Annotated in this window: 14 protein-coding genes; 4 read left to right on the plus strand and 10 right to left on the minus strand. The window is 74.9% G+C overall.

The features are described from left to right. Window positions 1-104: 104 nt before the first annotated feature. A complete protein-coding gene (locus BMY40_RS05220; protein ID WP_093655974.1) occupies window positions 105-698 on the minus strand; it encodes a hemerythrin domain-containing protein in 594 nt (197 codons plus the stop codon). Between the two features lie 185 nt (window positions 699-883). Here BMY40_RS05220 and BMY40_RS05225 point away from each other — a divergent pair, with 185 nt between their 5' ends. Both BMY40_RS05225 and BMY40_RS05230 read left to right on the plus strand, forming a co-directional pair. Beyond that, complete coding sequence (locus tag BMY40_RS05225; RefSeq protein ID WP_218158231.1) at window positions 884-2,020, plus strand: carboxylate-amine ligase; 1,137 nt, start codon at window positions 884-886, stop codon at window positions 2,018-2,020. After that, window positions 2,017-3,099, plus strand: a complete 1,083-nt coding sequence (locus BMY40_RS05230; RefSeq protein WP_093655978.1) for an iron-containing redox enzyme family protein — start codon at window positions 2,017-2,019, stop codon at window positions 3,097-3,099. Before BMY40_RS05225 ends, BMY40_RS05230 begins: the two co-directional genes overlap by 4 nt. A gap of 50 nt (window positions 3,100-3,149) precedes the next feature. Here BMY40_RS05230 and BMY40_RS05235 read toward each other — a convergent pair whose 3' ends face one another. Together BMY40_RS05235 and BMY40_RS05240 are read right to left on the minus strand one after the other, a co-directional pair. Then, window positions 3,150-3,476 carry a CDGSH iron-sulfur domain-containing protein gene (locus tag BMY40_RS05235; RefSeq protein ID WP_245769874.1) on the minus strand — a complete coding sequence of 109 codons (327 nt, stop codon included), beginning with the start codon at window positions 3,474-3,476 and terminating at the stop codon, window positions 3,150-3,152. Continuing rightward, the gene (locus BMY40_RS05240) at window positions 3,460-4,125 is read right to left on the minus strand and encodes a HemK2/MTQ2 family protein methyltransferase (RefSeq protein WP_177213888.1); all 666 of its coding nucleotides are present in this window, start codon (window positions 4,123-4,125) and stop codon (window positions 3,460-3,462) included. Before BMY40_RS05240 ends, BMY40_RS05235 begins: the two co-directional genes overlap by 17 nt. Window positions 4,126-4,245: 120 nt before the next feature. Here BMY40_RS05240 and BMY40_RS05245 point away from each other — a divergent pair, with 120 nt between their 5' ends. Next, the gene (locus tag BMY40_RS05245) at window positions 4,246-5,427 is read left to right on the plus strand and encodes a zinc-dependent alcohol dehydrogenase (protein WP_093655980.1); all 1,182 of its coding nucleotides are present in this window, start codon (window positions 4,246-4,248) and stop codon (window positions 5,425-5,427) included. A gap of 108 nt (window positions 5,428-5,535) precedes the next feature. Here the strand turns inward: BMY40_RS05245 and BMY40_RS05250 are convergent, their stop codons facing one another. Continuing rightward, the gene (locus BMY40_RS05250) at window positions 5,536-5,838 is read right to left on the minus strand and encodes a DUF6343 family protein (RefSeq protein ID WP_093655982.1); all 303 of its coding nucleotides are present in this window, start codon (window positions 5,836-5,838) and stop codon (window positions 5,536-5,538) included. 190 nt (window positions 5,839-6,028) lie between these two features. On the opposite strand from BMY40_RS05250, the gene ggt reads away from it, so the two are divergent. Next, window positions 6,029-7,972, plus strand: coding sequence for a gamma-glutamyltransferase (ggt, locus tag BMY40_RS05255; protein ID WP_093655984.1), 1,944 nt, complete (start codon window positions 6,029-6,031; stop codon window positions 7,970-7,972). 15 nt (window positions 7,973-7,987) lie between these two features. Here ggt and mnhG read toward each other — a convergent pair whose 3' ends face one another. From mnhG to BMY40_RS05285, 6 genes are read right to left on the minus strand one after another with little or no spacing between them, the layout of a single operon-like run. Then, the gene (mnhG, locus tag BMY40_RS05260; RefSeq protein ID WP_245769875.1) at window positions 7,988-8,386 is read right to left on the minus strand and encodes a monovalent cation/H(+) antiporter subunit G; all 399 of its coding nucleotides are present in this window, start codon (window positions 8,384-8,386) and stop codon (window positions 7,988-7,990) included. Further along, the gene (locus BMY40_RS05265) at window positions 8,383-8,649 is read right to left on the minus strand and encodes an MrpF/PhaF family protein (RefSeq protein WP_093655986.1); all 267 of its coding nucleotides are present in this window, start codon (window positions 8,647-8,649) and stop codon (window positions 8,383-8,385) included. The genes mnhG and BMY40_RS05265 overlap by 4 nt, the downstream gene beginning before the upstream one ends. Then, window positions 8,646-9,266, minus strand: coding sequence for a Na+/H+ antiporter subunit E (locus tag BMY40_RS05270; RefSeq protein ID WP_093655988.1), 621 nt, complete (start codon window positions 9,264-9,266; stop codon window positions 8,646-8,648). Before BMY40_RS05270 ends, BMY40_RS05265 begins: the two co-directional genes overlap by 4 nt. Beyond that, the gene (locus tag BMY40_RS05275; RefSeq protein ID WP_093655990.1) at window positions 9,263-10,777 is read right to left on the minus strand and encodes a Na+/H+ antiporter subunit D; all 1,515 of its coding nucleotides are present in this window, start codon (window positions 10,775-10,777) and stop codon (window positions 9,263-9,265) included. The genes BMY40_RS05270 and BMY40_RS05275 overlap by 4 nt, the downstream gene beginning before the upstream one ends. After that, the gene (locus BMY40_RS05280; RefSeq protein ID WP_177213889.1) at window positions 10,774-11,145 is read right to left on the minus strand and encodes a Na(+)/H(+) antiporter subunit C; all 372 of its coding nucleotides are present in this window, start codon (window positions 11,143-11,145) and stop codon (window positions 10,774-10,776) included. The genes BMY40_RS05275 and BMY40_RS05280 overlap by 4 nt, the downstream gene beginning before the upstream one ends. Then, window positions 11,145-14,036 (minus strand): Na+/H+ antiporter subunit A, encoded by a 2,892-nt coding sequence (locus BMY40_RS05285; RefSeq protein ID WP_093655992.1) that lies wholly within the window; start codon window positions 14,034-14,036, stop codon window positions 11,145-11,147. The genes BMY40_RS05280 and BMY40_RS05285 overlap by 1 nt, the downstream gene beginning before the upstream one ends. Between the last annotated feature and the right edge of the window lie 90 nt (window positions 14,037-14,126).

Raw genomic sequence — 14,126 nt, forward strand, 5'->3', positions numbered from 1 at the left:
CGGCCGGGCCGTCCCCTCCCCGCGCGGGGAGGGGACGGCCCGGCCGCATGTGCGGGAGGCCCCGGCGGCCCGTTCGGCGGCCGCCCGTGGCCTCGGTGCCGGCCTCAGTGCCGGCCCATGGCCTTGCGCACGGCGTCGCGGGCCCGGTCGGCCACGGCGGCCAGCGGGCCGACGGCCAGGTTCTCGGCGGCGGTCTCCGCGCCGGGGTGCGGGCGGGTGGGCGCGGTCGCCTCCGCCGCCTTCAGTGCCTTGGCCATGGTGCGCAGCCGCTCGGGTTCGGTCTCGCGCGCGATGTGGATGAACTCGTAGCGCTCCTCGGCGCGGGCGTGCGCCTCCACGTCGTGCCGCAGCGCCTCCAGGCGGGGCATGAACTCGGGGCTGTCCGGGTCCATGTCCTCCAGGTCCTTCAGGACCTCCTTGGCCTTCTTCTCCTCCTCCAGGCGCTCCTCCACCACGCTCTCGCCGCCGTCGATGTTGCGCCGGGCGTAGGGGTGGACCACCTCCTCCTCGGCAGTCTCGTGCACCGCGAGAAGCCTCACCAGGCGGTGGAAGGCGTCCCGCCGGGCGTCGCCCTCGGTCGCCTCCACCTCGTCGAAGAGGTTGCGGATCTCGCCGTGCTGCCGCATGAGCAGCGCCACCGCACTCTCGCCGTTCCCGCCGTGTCCGCTGATGTCCGTCGTCTCCTGCCGTCCCGCCATGTGGGGGGTTTCCTTCCGTGAGCTGTCGTCGGCCGATCGCCCCGGGGTCCGTGCCGGATCCCGTCGCGCCACCGGGCCCTGTCGTCGGCCCGGTGGCGCTCGGTGCGAACGGTCGCGGTACCCGTGCCCCCCTCCGGAAAACCCCTGCTCGTTTCGCCGGGCCTGCCGGGGGTACCCACACTGCCGTGACCAGGGATGGAACCGCCGGGGGACTGACCATGGGGGTCGAGGAGGAGTTCCTCCTGGCCGACCCGACCACCGCCCGCACCGTGCCCGGTGCCCAGGCGGTGCTGCGCCGCGCCCATCACGAGGCGTCCGCCGCCGACGGCTCCGGCTACAAGGCGGAGTTCCTCTCCAGCCAGGTGGAGTCCGCCACCGGGGTGTGCACCTCCCTGGAGGAGGTCCGCAGGGAGCTCGCGGAGGACCGCGCCCGGCTGGTGGACGCCGCTCGGGAGGAGGGTCTGCTGCTGCTGTCCTCCGGGGCGGCCGTGCTGAGCGACGGGCGGCCCCCGGTGGCCGAGGGCGAGCGCTTCCGCCGCATCTCGGAACTCTTCGCCGACATCGTGGACGACTACCAGGTGTGCGGCTGCCACGTCCATGTGGGCGTGCCGGACCGGGAGACCGCGGTGGCCGTGGTCAACCGGGTACGCCGCTGGCTGCCGACGCTGCTGGCGCTGTCGGTGAACTCCCCCTTCTGCGAGGGACGCGACCGCGGCTACGCCAGCTGGCGCATGATGGAGCAGCTGCGCTTCCCCGCCGCCGGAATGCCTCCCCGCTTCCCCGACGCCGCCTCCCACGACGCGGAGGTGGAGCGGCTGGTTTCCTACGGCGCGCTGATCGACGACCGGATGAGCTTCTGGCTGATGCGCCCCTCGCCGTGGCTGCCCACGGTGGAGTTCCGGGTCGCGGACGCGGCGGCCACCGTCGACGACGCGGTGCTCCAGGCCGCGCTGGGCCGTGCCCTGGTGCGCCGGGCCCTGGCGGAGCTGGAGGCCGGGGCGCCGGAACCGGAACTGGACGAGCGGGCGGCCAGGGCCGCAGTGTGGGCCGCGGCGCGGTACGGGCTGCGGGGTGAGGGCATCGACCCGGTCACCCGCGCCCGCGTGCCGGCCGGCGAACTGCTGGAGGCGCTGCTGCGGCACGTCGCGCCCGCCCTGGAGGAGACCGGCGACACCGAGGCCGTGCGGCGGCTGCTGGACGCGGTGCGCGAGAACGGCACCGGGGCCGACCGGCAGCGGCGCGCCTGGGCGCGGGGCGGCCCCCGGGCGGTGGTGGAACTGCTGGCCGCCCAGACCGACGCGAGGGAGCACAAGCGAGCATGACGACCACCACCGGTACGGCCGCGGAGCAGGCCGTCAGCGCTTCCGGCACCGCGGCCGGCATCCCCCCGGGCGCCGTGACAGCCCGGCTCCCCTCGCCGCGGGGCGAGTTGAGCGCCGCGGTGCTGGAAGCCCTGGCCGCCCCGCCGCCCGCACGGCTGCCGTCGTCCCTCGGGGCGGCGGTGGAGGAGGCCGATCCGTACGGCGAGGACCTGCAACTGGCCCTGTACGTCTGCTACGAGCTGCACTACCGGGGCTTCGCGGGCGTGTCGGCCGAGTGGGAGTGGGACCCGGACCTGCTGCGGCTGCGCGCCGGTCTGGAGCGGGTCTTCCTGGCCGCCCTGCGCCGCGACACCCTCACCGGCACGGCCTCGGACTCGGACGTGTCCGCCGCGCTGGAGCCGCTGCTGGTGGAGCCGGCCGAGGGCGGCGGGGTGTCGGACTTCCTGCTGCGCGAGGGCGAGTGGTGGCAGATGCGCGAGTACATCGCCCACCGCTCGGTCTACCACCTCAAGGAGGCCGACCCGCACGCCTGGGTCATCCCCCGCCTCGACGGCCAGGCCAAGGCGTCGCTGGTGGCGGTGGAGTACGACGAGTTCGGCGGGGGCCGCGGAGAGCGGGTGCACGCGCGGCTGTTCGCGGACCTGATGGCGGGCGCGGGCCTGGACCCGTCCTATCTGCGCTACCTCGACGACGTGCCCGCCCCGATCGTCGCCGGGGTGAACCTGATGTCGCTGTGCGGGCTGCACCGGGCCCTGCGCGGTGCGCTGGTGGGCCACTTCGCGGCGGCCGAGATCAGCACCGCGCCCAGCGCCCGGAAGATGGCCAGGGCGCTGGAGCGGATGGGCGCCGCTCCCGAGTGCGTGCTGTTCTTCACCGAGCACATCGAGGCGGACGCCGTGCACGAGCAGGTGATGCGCCGGGACGTCATCGGCGATCTGCTGGCGCGCGAGCCGGAGTTGGCCGCCGACGTCGTGTTCGGCATCCGCGCCACCGAACTGCTGGAGGAGCGTCTGGCGGACCATCTGCTGGACGCCTGGCACCGCGGCGCCACCTCGCTGCGGCGTCCGCTGGACGCCTGAGCCGGCTCCATACCGGGGCCGGGACGGACCGGGGCGGTGGCGGCCGGCGGTCAGCCCCGGTCCGCGCCCCGGCCCTTTTCCATGTCCGTATCCGGCTCCGAGTCCGTATCCGAGTCCGTATCCGGCTCCGTGTCCGAGCCCGTGTCCGCCGCCGTGGGCCTCGGGCGGCGCTCCTTGCGGCGGTGGCTGGTGTCGCACCACGGGTAGCGGTGGCTGCGGCGGCAGGCGCACAGGGCGACCGTGAAGCGGTCCGACCGGGCGACGCGGCCGTCGGGGAGGACGACCTCCACCGGTCCCTCCACCAGCACCGGGCCCTCGGGGTCGATCACCACGCGCCGGGCACGGCCCTCCCCCGCGGGTTCAGGGACGGTCGGCACGGACCACCACCAGTTCCTCGGTCCGCTGCCCCGGCGCGATCAGGCCCCGCTCCTCCAGCCAGGCGGCGCGTTCGCGCAGCACCGGGCCGAACGGAATGGTGGTGCGGGCCACCACCGAGGACTTCAGTCCCCGCTCGCGCAGCAGGCCCAGCGTCACCTGGGTGCCGCACAGCGCGGAGTGGACCATCAGCATCGTGGCGCCCCGCGCCAGCAGCGAGGGCGCGTACGCGCACAGCCGGTCCAGCACCGCGCGGCCGTCCGGCCCGCCGTCCCAGCACATCGCCGCGCCCCTGCGGGGCAGTTCACGCCGCGGGGAGGGCACGTACGGCGGGTTGGTGAGGACCACGTCGAAGGGGCGCCCGTGCTCCGCCTCGGCCAGGGCGTCGGTGAGATCACCGCGCCGCACCGTCAGCGGCAGCCGGTGCAGCCAGGCGTTGCAGCGGGCGGCGAGCACGGCCCGGGGCGAGGCGTCCAGCGCCACAGCCTCGGCCGCGCCCATGCGCAGGGCGGTCATGGCGAGCACTCCGGTGCCCGTGCAGAGGTCCAGGACGCGGGCGCCGGGGGCGAGCGCGGCGTCGTGCAGCGCCTGCCTCAGCAGCCAGGTGTCGTCCTGCGGCGCGTACACCCCGGGGGGCCTGAGCAGCAGCATGAACACCGGATACCTCGTTTGCCGCTCCCCTAACGTGCCCGTCCCGGGCCCGTGGGCCGGTGACTGGCCCGCGCGCACCGGGGTACCCGGCCGGTCCCCTGTGGAAAGAGGTGGAGAGCGATGAAGGCAGTGGTCTGGCACGGTCGGCGCGACGTACGGGTGGACGAGGTCCCCGACCCGGCGGTTCGCGAGCCGACGGACGCGGTGGTGCGGATCACCTCGAGCGGGCTGTGCGGCTCGGACCTGCACCTGTACGACGTGCTGACCCCGTTCATGACGGAGGGTGACATCCTCGGGCACGAGCCGATGGGCATCGTGGAGGAGGTCGGCCCCGAGGTGCCGAACCTCTCCCCCGGCGACCGCGTGGTGATGCCGTTCCAGATCGCCTGCGGCACCTGCTTCATGTGCTCGCAGGACCTCCAGACCCAGTGCGAGACCACCCAGAACCGCAGGTTCGGCACCGGCGGGTCGCTCTTCGGCTACACCAAGCTCTACGGTCAGGTACCCGGCGGCCAGGCCCAGTACCTGCGGGTGCCGCAGGCTCACTACGGGCCGATCAAGGTGCCCGAGGGCCCCGCGGACGACCGCTTCCTGTACCTGTCGGACGTGCTGCCGACGGCCTGGCAGGCGGTGGCGTACGCGGACGCGCCCAAGGGCGGCTCGCTGGCGGTGCTGGGCCTGGGCCCCATCGGGGACATGTGCTGCCGGATCGCGCTGCACCTGGGGGTGGAGAAGGTGATCGGCGTCGATCTGGTGCCCGAGCGGCTGGAGCGGGCCCGGGCGCGCGGCGTGGACGTGCTGGACCTCACCGAGCACGACGACGTCGCCGGCGTCATCCGGGAGAAGACCGGCGGGCGCGGCGCGGACGCGGTCATCGACGCGGTGGGCATGGAGGCCCACGGCAGCGCGGTCGCCGAGGTGGCGCAGAAGTCGGCCGGGCTGCTGCCGAAGAAGATCGCCGAGAAGCTGATGACCACGGCGGGCGTGGACCGGCTGGCCGCCCTCCAGCTCGCCATCGACGCGGTGCGGCGCGGCGGCACCATCTCGATCATCGGCGTCTACGGCGGGATGACCGACCCGCTGCCGATGCTCACCCTGTTCGACAAGCAGATCCAGCTGCGGATGGGCCAGGCCAACGTCCGGCGCTGGGTCCCGGAGATCCTGCCGCTGCTGACGGACGAGGACGTGCTGGGCGTGGACGACTTCGCCACCCACCACGTGCCGCTGGAGAAGGCCCCCGAGGCGTACGAGATGTTCCAGAAGAAGGCCGACGGGGCGGTGAAGATCATCCTGCGGCCGTAGGCCCGGCCGCCCTCCTCCCGCCCCCTCTCCCCGGGCCTGCCCGGCCTCGTTCGGCGAGGTCTTCGGCGGGGCCTTCGACGGGGCGGCGCGGGCCGGAAGACCGGACCCTCACGGCCCGCGCCGTCCTCCCCCTCCCACGCTCCCCCGGCGTTCGCGCCTGCGGCGCACCAGGACCACGACCAGGTCGATCAGCCCCACCACGGTCAGCACGGCGCAGATCCAGGCGATGGTGCGCAGCGAGCCCGCGCTGGGGCTGTCGCCCGGCCCCGAGTCCGCCGCCCAGAGGGCGAAGAACACCGTCCCGGCCAGGAAGACCGGGGTGTACAGGACGGACAGCAGCAGCCGCAGGCCCAGTGGGCTGCGGGCCGTCACGGGCTCGGTGCCGGTGCGCGACCGGCCGGGGATCCGCATACGGGTGCACCTCCTCGGCTCGGGGTCCTTCCGGGCCCTTCGGGGGCCTCGGCCGCGCCGGGTACCCGTCACCCCTCCCGGCCATGCAGCCGCGCCGGACGCGGCGGGCGGCGCGGCGCTGTTGCCCCGGGCTCGCGCCTGCTGACAGGGTTTCCGGGGTCCGAGCGTCCCCGGATACCACGGAGGCTCCATGCCCGTCCGGCATTTCCGCAGCGCCCGTCGTCCCCGCCTCCCGCGCTCCCCGTTCCGCCGCCGCGCCGGTGCCGCGGCGGCTTCGGTTCCGTCGCCGGCCACCTCCCCCGCCCTGGCGCCGGTTCTGGCCCTGGCTCTGGTTCTGACGCTGCCGGCCCCCCTGCTCGCGCCGGGCGCCGAGGCGCGGGCCGCCGACACCGGCCGTGAGCCGCCGGCGAAGCGGCCCGTCGCCACCGGGTACGGCGGTGCGGTCTCCAGCGTCGACCCGTACGCCTCCCGCGCCGGCCTGGAGGTGCTGCGCGCGGGCGGCAACGCGGTGGACGCCGCCGTGGCCACCGCGGCGGCGCTCGGTGTCGTCGAGCCCTACTCGGCGGGTGTCGGGGGCGGCGGCTACCTCGTCCACTACGAGGCGCGCACCGGCCGCGTCCACACCCTCGACGGCCGGGAGACCGCCCCGGCCGCCATGCGGCCGGACTCCTTCCTCGACCCGGCCACCGGCAGGCCGATCCCCTTCGACGAAGCGGTCAACTCCGGCCTGTCGGTGGGCGTTCCCGGCACTCCCGCGACCTGGGAGGCGGCCCTGGGCAGATGGGGCACCGTCTCCCTGGCCAGGGCCCTGCGGCCCGCCGTCCGCCTCGCCGAGCGCGGCTTCACCGTCGACGAGGAGTTCCGCGCCCAGACGGAGCTGAACGAGGACCGCTTCCGCGACTTCACCTCCACCGCCGAGCTGTTCCTGCCCGGCGGCGAACCGCCCGAGGTCGGCTCGCGGTTCCGCAACCCCGGCCTGGCCGGCACCTACCGGCTGCTGGCCCGCGAGGGCGCGGACGCGCTCTACCGGGGGCGGCTCGCCCGCGAGATCGCCGGCACCGTCCGCAGGCCGCCCGTGGCGCCGGACGCCGACCGCAGGGTGCGGCCGGGCCTGATGACCGCCGGCGACCTCGGCCGGTACCGCGTACCGCACCGGCGGCCGGTGAAGGTGGACTACCGGGGCGTGGAGGTGTACTCCATGGCCCCCTCCTCCTCCGGCGGCACCACCGCCGGCGAGGCGCTGAACATCCTGGAGGGCTTCGACCTGGCCGGGGCGGACCGCGCCCGGGCGCTCCACCACTACCTGGAGGCCAGCCGGATCGCGTACGCCGACCGCAACCGCTGGGTGGGCGACCCGGCGTTCTCCGACGTGCCCACCGAGGAGCTGCTGTCGGAGCGCTTCGCCAAGGAGCGGGCCTGCCTGATCGACCCGGACCGGGCGCTGACCAGCCCGCTGGCGCCCGCCGACCCGCGCGACCCGGACTCCTGGGAGTGCTCCGCGGGCAGGGGCGGCGGCGAGGACCACGAGGGCCCGTCCACCACCCACCTGGTCACCGCGGACCGCTGGGGCAACGTGGTGTCGTACACCCTCACCATCGAGCAGACCGGCGGCTCGGCCATCACCGTGCCGGGCCGGGGCTTTCTGCTCAACAACGAGCTGACGGACTTCGACTTCACCCCCCTGTCGCAGGAGGTGGCCGGTCCGAACCTGCCCGGCCCGGGCAAGCGGCCGCGCAGCAGCATGACGCCCACGATCGTGCTGGAGGACGGCCGTCCGCTGCTGGCGCTGGGCTCGCCGGGCGGCTCCACCATCATCACCACCGTGCTGCAGACCCTCGTCAACCGGCTCGATCTGGGCATGGCGCTGCCCGAGGCGGTCGCCGCGCCGCGGCTGTCGCAGCGCAACACCACGGCCACGCTGGCGGAGCCGGCCTTCCTGGAGTCCGCCGCCGAGCGGGCGCCGCTGGAGCGGCTGGGCCACCGGTTCGCCCTTCCGCCGTCGGCGTTCACCCCGTCTCCGGAGATCGGCGCGGTCGCCGCTCTGGAGGTGCTGCCCGACGGGCGGGTGCGGGCCGTCGCCGAGCCGGAGCGGCGCGGCGGTGGCTCGGCGATGGTGGTGCGCCCCTCCCGCTGACGGCCCCGGCGCGGCTCAGGTCCCGCGCCCCCGTCCGCCCCCGCTCTCACCGGCGTCCGGGGCGTCCGGGGGCGCGAGCCGCTCGGCCAGTTCGTCCACCGTGAGGGTGTGCCGCTCCACCGCGCCGGTGCGGTAGGCGATCCGGCCGACGATCTGGCCGAGGACGGGCACGGTGATCAGCTGGAAGACCGCGATGAGCAGCAGCAGCCCGGCGTACGGCAGGGGCACCCGCAGGGCCGCTCCGATCAGGATCAGCAGCAGGCCCAGGTTCTGCGCCTTGGCGGCCGCCTGGAGCCGGGTGACGGTGTCCGGGAAGCGCACCAGTCCGACGCCTCCCAGCAGGCAGAAGACGGCACCGCACAGCAGCAGGACGGCCGTGGCGGCCTCCAGGGCCGTCTGGACGAGCCCGTTCACCGCATGTCCTCCCGCTCCTCGGCGAGCCGCGCCGCCGTCACCGACCCGATGAAGCCGAGCAGCGCCAGCACCAGCAGGACGAGTACGGCCGAGGTGTAGTCCCACACCGCCACGGCCACGGCGGCCCCGGCGACGACCGTCGTCACCAGGATCTCCACCGCCACGATCCGGTCCAGCGCGTGCGGGCCGCGCACCAGGCGGTGGACCACCAGCACGGCGGTGACCCCGAGCAGGGCCAGGGCGACGGTCGCGACCACGCTCACCTCCGCTCCCCCTCTCCCCCGTATCCCCGTTCCCGCCGGTTCGGGTCCTTCCGCATCTCGGCGGGGCCGATGGTCCGCACCACCCACCGCTCGGCCGTCGCGACCTCGCCGCGGCGGCGGTCCACCTCCCGGGCGTCGCGGGCGGGCAGCGCGTGGACGTAGAGCCGCCGCCGGTCCCGGTCGATCTCCAGCACGAGGGTGCCCGGCGTCAGCGAGGCCATGTTGGCGGTGGCGGCGATCATCAGGTCGCTCTCCGACCGCAGCGGGACCTCCAGCACCGCGGCCCGCACCCGCGGGCCGCGCCGTACCGCCTCGAGCGCCACGGCGACGGCCGATCCGACCAGTCCGACCAGCAGGTGCGCGGGCAGCAGGAGCAGCCACAGCGGGTGGAGCCTCGCCCGCCGGGCGATCGAGGGCAGCGGGAAGAGGACCACCACCAGCAGGGCCACCACCGCCCCGCCCACCAGCACGACCGGGCTCACCGAGCCCCACAGCACGATCCACAGCACCCACAGCCACAGGGCCAGGGGCCACTGCCGGGACGTCCGGCGCGGAGGACCGCCCCGGGCCCCCGGGGTGCTCGCGGTCCCGTGTGCCTGCTCGTCCGCCGGGCTCATCCGCCCCTCCTGTCCGGGTCACCGAGTACGGCCTCCTGGTACGTGCTGCGCTCCAGGAGGTCCACCGCCGCCCGTTCGCTGAGCCGTGCCAGCGGCCCGGCGCCCGCCGCCACCGCCACGCCGATCAGCACGGCGCCGGCCGTGGCTCCGAGCATCAGCCGCAGCCCTCTCATGCGTCCGCGCGCGGCGGGCGGGCGCTCCCCGCCGGCGGCGAACGCCGCCCGCCACACCCGGGCCATCACGTACAGGGTGAGGAGACTGGTGAGCAGGGCGGCGGCCAGCAGGGCCAGGACGGCCGCGCCCCCCTGCTCCACGCCGGCCTGGAGCAGGGCGAGTTTGGCCACGAAGCCGGACAGCGGCGGGATTCCGGCCAGGCTGAGGGCGGCGAGCGCGAACAGCCCGGCCAGCAGCCCGGGCGCCGGCGCCGTCCGGGCCAGCCGGGACAGCTTGGCGGTGCCGCTCCAGCCCACCACCAGTCCGGCGATCAGGAACAGCGCGGCCTGGGCCGCGATGTGGTGGACGGCGTACAGGACGGTCCCGGTGAGGCCGCCGACGGTGTACAGCGACAGCCCGAAGAGCATGAACCCGATGTGGCTGACCAGCACGAAGGACAGCAGCCGGTTGACGTCCTGCTGGGCGACGGCGCCCACGATGCCCACCAGGAGCGTCAGCGCCGCCGCGACCAGCAGCGGGGTCCAGGTCTCCGAACGCGGGAAGAGCAGCGTCTGGGTGCGCACCATGGCGTACAGGCCGACCTTGGTCAGCAGCGCCGCGAGTACGGCGGTGATCGGTGCCGGGGCGGTCGGATAGCTGTCCGGCAGCCAGAAGTGGAGCGGGACCACTGCCGCCTTGATGCCGAAGACGATCAGCAGCAGCAGGCTGAGCACGCTGCGGATCCCCTCGGGGAGGGCCGGGACGCGGTCGCCGAGGTCGGCGAGGTTGACCGTGCCGGTGGCCGCGTAGATCAGCCCGATGGCGGTGAGGAACAGCAGCGAGGACAGCAGGCTGGTGATGGTGTACGTCATCCCGGCCCGGACGCGGCCCTCCCCGGCGCCCAGGTTGATCAGCACATAGGAGGAGGCGAGCATCAGCTCGAAGGCCACGAACAGGTTGAACAGGTCGCCGGTGAGGAACGCCAGCGCGACCCCGGCCACCAGCAGCAGGTACGCCGGGTGGAAGGGGGTGCGGGGCAGGTCCCCCTCGGCGGTTCCCTGGCCGATGGCGAAGACCAGCACGGCCAGGGACACCGCCAGCGCCACCACCAGCAGCAGCGCCGACAACCGGTCCGCCACCAGGGAGATTCCGGCCGGCGCCGGCCAGCCTCCGACGGCGAGCACCAGCGGGCCGCGCCGGTCGGCGAGCACCAGCAGTACGGCGGAGACGGCCAGCACCGCCGTCAGGGTCCCGGTGCCCAGCAGCCGCTGGGCGGCGGCGCTGCGCCACACGGCCAGCGACAGGCCCGCCGCCAGCACGGGCAGCAGGACGGGGGCGATCAGCAGCCAGTCGGTCACGACTCCAGCACCTCCTCCCCCACCCTGCGGTCCTCGACGTCGTCGCGGACCTCGTCGTGGCCCTGGATCCGCCAGCTGCGGTAGACGAGCGCGAGCAGCAGGACGGTGACGCCGAAGGTGATGACGATGGCGGTGAGCGCCATGGCCTGCGGCAGCGGGTCGGCGAACGTCTCCGGTGCGTGCCCCTCCCCGGTGATGGGGGGATCGCCCGGTGGGCCCGCGGCCATCAGCACCAGCAGGTTGGTGCTGTGCCCCAGCACCAGGAAGCCGAACAGCAGGCGCATCAGGGAGCGCTGGAGCAGCAGGTGGAAGCCGACGGCGAACAGGCCGCCCACCACCAGGGCCGTCGTCAGGTCGAGTGCTCTCATCAGGCGCGGCTCCCGGTAGCGGTGGCTGGGGTGTCGGGTGTGCCGCCGGACTTCCCGGCGGCCTCCTCGGGGGTCTCCTGCGCGGGGCCGACAGCGGACAGCAGCTTCAGGCAGACGCCGGTGACCAGCAGGTACACCCCGGTGTCGAAGACCAGGGTGGTGGTCGCCTCCAGGTGGCCCAGCACCGGCAGCGTCACGCTCACCAGCGCGCCACCCAGCGGTTCGCCGCCGAAGGCCAGCGGGGCCAGTCCGGCGGCCGCCGCGAGGGCCAGCCCGCCGCCGGCCACCAGCCGGGGGTCGAGCGGGACGGCGAACGCGCTGTCGGCGCGCCCGCCCACCAGGTAGCGCAGGGTGAACGCCTGCCCGGCCACCAGTCCCCCGGCGAAACCGCCGCCGGGACGCAGGTGCCCGGAGTAGAGCAGGTAGAGCGAGAGCACCAGCACGGACGGGAACAGCAGCCGGGCCAGGATCTCCAGCAGCAGGGACCGGTCGTGGGCGGGCAACTCCCTTGCCTCGGGCAGCCACTGCTCGTGCGGCAGGGCCCACCGGGCGGTGGGCTCGTAGCGGTCCGCGGCGGGCGGCCGGGCCCGGATGGTCGCGGCCCTGCCGCCCAGCACGCCGATCAGGGCGCCCACCCCGATCGCCGTCACCAGCAGCACGGCGATCTCGCCGAGGGTGTCCAGGGCCCGGAAGTCCACGATGATGGCGTTGACGACGTTGTGGGCCCCGGCCTCCTCCACGTGGTCGGTGTAGAACTCGGAGACGGCCGGCTCCCGGCGGACGGTGGAGACGGCCAGGGCGAGGACCGCGACGAGCGCGCCGGCGGCCGTGGCCACCGCCAGGCGCAGCCGGCGTACGCGGCGGGAACCGGTGCGGACGCCGAGTTCGGCCGGCAGTCCGCGCAGCACCAGCACGATGACCACCAGGGTCAGCGTCTCGATGAGGAACTGGGTGAGCGCCAGGTCCGGGGCGCCCTGGACCAGGAACAGCCCGGCGACCCCGTAGCCGACCGCGCCGGCCAGCAGTGCGGCCGCCAGCCGGTGCCGGGCGGTCGCGAGCGCCAGTGCGGTGATCAGCACGACGGCCGCCAGCGGCACCTGGACGGCCGAGTTCCACAGCGGCGGGGCGGGCAGCGGGACGTCCCTCAGCAGCAGGGCGGCCCCGGGCACCAGCAGGACGGTCGCCAGCAGCACGGTGAGGTAGACCGGCAGGGAGCCGACCTGGGTGCGGCGGGTCAGCCACGCGGCCGCCCCGTCGAGGCCGCGGACCGCCTGCCGGTAGCTGCCCTGCGCGTCGGGGGCGCGGGGGGACCTGTCGCGCACCGCGGACAGGGCCGGGCGCAGGCGGTACAGCAGGAGGCCGGCGGCCAGTGCGGCGGCGGAGAGCAGCAGGGCGGGGCTCAGCCCGTGCCAGAGTGCGAGGTGGTACGGCTCCTGAGGGGACGGCAGCAGCGCGGCGTAGGGCTCGGTGAGGGCCTCGGTGCCCGAGTACCACACGCCCAGGCCCAGGGTGGCCGCCACCAGGGCGGCGATGGGCACGGCCATGCCGAGCGCCCGGTCGCCGGGGTCCTCCTGCGGTGTCGGCTCCGTGCCGGGCCGGCCGGCGAAGGCGCCCCACAGGTAGCGGACGGCGTAGGTCGCCGTGAGCGCGGAGCCCGCCACCAGGGCGGCCAGCACCCACTCCTCGCCCGCCCCGGGGCCGTGCCGGGCCGCGTTCCAGAAGGTGTCGAGGTACGCCTCGTGGCCCAGGTAGCCGGCCAGCGGCGGCAGTCCGGCCATGGAGGCGGCGGCGAGCGCGGCCAGGGTCAGCAGGACCGGCCTGCGGCGGCCCAGGCCGGAGAGCCGGCCGATCTCGCGGGTGCCGGTGTGGTGCTCGACCAGGCCGGTGATCAGGAACAGCGACGCCTTGAAGGTGGCGTGCGCCAGCAGCATCACCTCTCCGGCGAGGGCGGAGTTCCGGGTGCCGTAGCCGAACAGCGCGATGAGCAGGCCGAGTTCGCTGATCGTTCCATAGGCCAGGACTCGTTTGAGGTCGCTCTCCCACAGCGCCCGCCAGGCGCCGACGACCAGCGACAGCAGACCGACGGTCAGCACCAGGGGGCGCCAGGGCTCGGTGTCGGCGAAGCCGGGCGCCAGCCGGGCCGTCAGGTAGACGCCCGCCTTGACCATGGCGGCGGCGTGCAGATAGGCGCTCACCGTGGTGGGCGCGACCATCGCGGCGGGCAGCCAGCCGTGCAGGGGGAACTGCGCCGACTTGGTGAAGACGCCCACCAGGACGAGCACCAGCGCGGCGGGCACGTATCCACCGTCCGGCGGATCGGCGACCAGTTCCGAGATCCGGTAGGTGCCGGCCGCCTCCCCCAGCATCACGAAGCCGAGCAGCATCGCCAGGCCGCCGCCGGTGGTGACGACCAGCGCCTGCTGGGCCGCCTCGCGGTGCTCCCGGGTCCTGCCCCGGCCGGCGATGAGCAGGAACGACACCACGGTGGTCAGTTCCCAGAAGACGTACAGGACCAGCAGGTTGTCGGCGGTGACCAGGCCGAGCATGACGCCGGCGAAGGCGAGCAGCAGCGCGGACTCGCGGCCGTGCCCCTCGGAGGTGTAGCGGGCGCCGTAGACCAGGACGGCGGCTCCGACGCCGCTGATGACGCCCGTCATCAGCAGTGAGAGCGCGTCCAGCCGCAGGAAGACCTCGAGGTCCAGCGAGGGCGCCCAGCCGAAGTGCTCCACGGGCGTGTCCCCGTCGAGCACGGAAGGGGCGAGGGCCGCCGCCCAGACCAGTGTGGCCAGCGGCACCAGGGCGGCCACCCACCACACGGCACGCCCGGCGCGCGGTGCGAGGGCGGGGAGGACGGCGGCCACGGCGGCGTGGGCGGCGATCAGAACCAGCAAGGGCACTCCCGGGTGGACCACGCATGAGCGAACAGAGCGTACATAAGGGAACATCTACCGCGTGGCCGTACACCCTCCAGCGGCGCGGTC

This window comes from Streptomyces radiopugnans (genome assembly GCF_900110735.1).
Lineage (GTDB): Bacteria > Actinomycetota > Actinomycetes > Streptomycetales > Streptomycetaceae > Streptomyces > Streptomyces radiopugnans.

Bases quoted from the DNA above. Each gene is read 5' to 3' on its own strand.
- BMY40_RS05220 (WP_093655974.1), bottom strand. From the start codon at position 698: ATGGCGGGACGGCAGGAGACGACGGACATCAGCGGACACGGCGGGAAC.
- BMY40_RS05230 (WP_093655978.1), top strand. From the start codon at position 2,017: ATGACGACCACCACCGGTACGGCCGCGGAGCAGGCCGTCAGCGCTTCC.
- BMY40_RS05240 (WP_177213888.1), bottom strand. From the start codon at position 4,125: ATGCTGCTGCTCAGGCCCCCCGGGGTGTACGCGCCGCAGGACGACACC.
- BMY40_RS05270 (WP_093655988.1), bottom strand. From the start codon at position 9,266: ATGAGCCCGGCGGACGAGCAGGCACACGGGACCGCGAGCACCCCGGGG.
- ggt (WP_093655984.1), top strand. From the start codon at position 6,029: ATGCCCGTCCGGCATTTCCGCAGCGCCCGTCGTCCCCGCCTCCCGCGC.
- BMY40_RS05245 (WP_093655980.1), top strand. From the start codon at position 4,246: ATGAAGGCAGTGGTCTGGCACGGTCGGCGCGACGTACGGGTGGACGAG.
- BMY40_RS05250 (WP_093655982.1), bottom strand. From the start codon at position 5,838: ATGCGGATCCCCGGCCGGTCGCGCACCGGCACCGAGCCCGTGACGGCC.
- BMY40_RS05280 (WP_177213889.1), bottom strand. From the start codon at position 11,145: ATGAGAGCACTCGACCTGACGACGGCCCTGGTGGTGGGCGGCCTGTTC.